This window comes from Microcystis sp. M53603_WE2 (assembly GCF_030065435.1).
Genome location: NZ_JASJFF010001239.1, coordinates 1 through 2,327, shown reverse-complemented (window position 1 = coordinate 2,327; position 2,327 = coordinate 1). Strand labels below are relative to the sequence as shown.

Here is a 2,327-nt window from a genome sequence, read left to right as displayed (position 1 = left end):
TAATCGTCCACTAGCTTTTATTCACCCCATTATCGACGGTTTTGGGGACGAACAGGATTGGGATAAAGCTGGACGGATCGAAATTGGCGGCGCCAGTGGTACAATGCACCGGACTTCCTTAGTACAAAGACTCTTTTTCGGTTGGGATCACCTCAATTTTTATCTGCGTTTCGATTGGAAACCGGGGGCAGAATTAGGCAAAGATATCCCGCCTGAAGTGCATTTATATTGGTATTATGATGAAGTGCATCGTCTGCAAAGTCCAATTCCCTTAGCAGATATTCCCCCTCGATCGCCCCTCGATTACGGTTATCATCATCATCTAGGAATAAATTTAATCACGGAATTTACTTGGTTAGAAGTCGCTCAAGAATATTTTACTTGGCAGCGAGTTCCTAGTAGTGCCAAAGCTTCTTTTAATCAATGTTTGGAAATTGCTGTCCCCTGGGAAGGATTACACATTGAACCCGATGCTCGTCTCCATTTAATCGCAGTTTTAGCCAATCAAGGTCAATACTATGATTTCCTCCCCGTTGAAGAATTAATCTTCCTGCAAAGACCTTAAATCAGTGATCAGTAATCAGTGATCAGTTATCAGTAATCAGCTTCTGAAGGCAAGAGGCAACAGGCACTCGTGCAAAAGACAGGATCTGGCAATTCTCCTACTTAAAAAGAAGGTTAGAAACTAAGTACATCGAAGCTTTTAGCTTAACCAATTAGGTTTTAGATTCGGCCCTTGTTATCAGCTTTTTAGCCATCAGCCATCTCCCCTACACCCTACACCCTACACCCTACACCCTACCCCCACCAACAAACTTTTTCAGCCAACCCTATATAGTCCCATGATCTAGCTTTTTCAGGGCGCTGAGAGCATGGAGACGGACGATTGCTTCCCCATCGGCTGCTAAAGTCAGCAAAATACTTTTATTATCCCGATCTAATTCTCCTAAAGCGATCGCTAGAGACTGTTTAACTCCCGTATCAGCGAGGATCGCGGGATGGGAGTGATAAAAATTACCGAGAATTTCCCCTGCTTGTTGGCGTAATTTCTGGCAGGTTTGCCGGCCGAGAATAGCGATAATTTCCCGACAAATCAAGACATTTTCGCTATATAAAGCCTTTTCTAGATAATTTAAAGCTTCCCCATCCTCGATCCAGCCTAATGCTCGCACTACAGTTAATTTTAAACTATCGGGAGTTAAGGAAGATTGCAGGAGTGGATTTAAAGCTTTGGCTGAGGTTGCTGTGCCGATACGACCGAGAGCGATCGCAGTTTCTTGACAGATCTCGAGGTGGATATCGAATAACAGCGGTTGCAGATGGTTAACTAAATCTGCTTGGGGATAACTTGGCGCTAGGTAACTACTAGCTTTAATTGCTTCCCGTCGCACCTCGATGGCCGGATCCTGTAAAGCATCGAGGATAATCGCAGTAATCTGGGGATGGTGAAAACTGCTTAAAGCTTCCATCGCCATGGCTCGAATGGCGCTAGATTGATCCTTAACTACGGTTAAAAGCGGTTCGACAATTTCCGGCCGGCGAATTTGTGATAAAGCTTGTACGGCTAAAAAACGGGTGTTCGAGTCGGACAGTAATTGTCCTAAACTAGAGATCGCAGAACTGCCGATATTGGCTAAAGCGGCCGCAGCCATTTGGCTGAGTGTTTCCTCCTCCGATCTTTGCAATAATTGACTGAGAGCGAGAATACAGGCTCGATCGTCAAATTGACTGAGAATTCTCGCCAGAAACCAGCGCATTTCCCCATCTTGTTCCTCGGATTCTAACAGGGCAATTAAAGGAGCGATCGCTGGTTTGCCGATTTGGGGAAATAGTTTAGCTATCTCCCATCGCTGTTGAAAATCGCATTTTTGTAAAGCTTCTAGGGCTAAATCGAGGATTTCATCGTTAATAATCGATTCAACAGCATCTTTTTGGTTTAAAAGTCGCTGTATGCTGGCGTTTAATGTCTCCCAGTCCTTTTTATTCAACGCTATCTGAGCTTTTTCTAGCAGAGCTTGCATCGTGAGAAATGGCCTCGATTTTCGTGCTACCTATCCCAAGAATGTCAGACTTTCTCGCTTTTGTCCTCTCTTCTATGCAAGAAACCGATAATAAATCTCAAAATTGTGCATCAGACTTCAGTTTATCCTTAATTCTCTCGGGATAACCGAACAGAAAAGTATATGCGGCTCTTCGGTTTGTGTTATGCAATGGATGGGGGTTATAAGGAATGAAACCCTTATAGAGACAGACATTACCGCGATTTTTGTCAATTGTTTGCGATCTAGAGCGAACTAATCAATTAAATCTCTTGCCAGATAAGGATT

1 protein-coding gene and 1 pseudogene are annotated in these 2,327 nt (G+C 43.8%); one reads left to right on the top strand and one right to left on the bottom strand.

Going from position 1 to position 2,327, the window contains the following annotated elements:
- Positions 1-565, top strand: a pseudogene (locus tag PX481_RS25960) (glycoside hydrolase); the annotation flags it as partial.
- A gap of 265 nt (positions 566-830) precedes the next feature.
- Here the strand turns inward: PX481_RS25960 and PX481_RS25955 are convergent.
- The gene (locus PX481_RS25955) at positions 831-2,021 is read right to left on the bottom strand and encodes a HEAT repeat domain-containing protein (RefSeq protein ID WP_288096840.1); all 1,191 of its coding nucleotides are present in this window, start codon (positions 2,019-2,021) and stop codon (positions 831-833) included.
- Between the last annotated feature and the right edge of the window lie 306 nt (positions 2,022-2,327).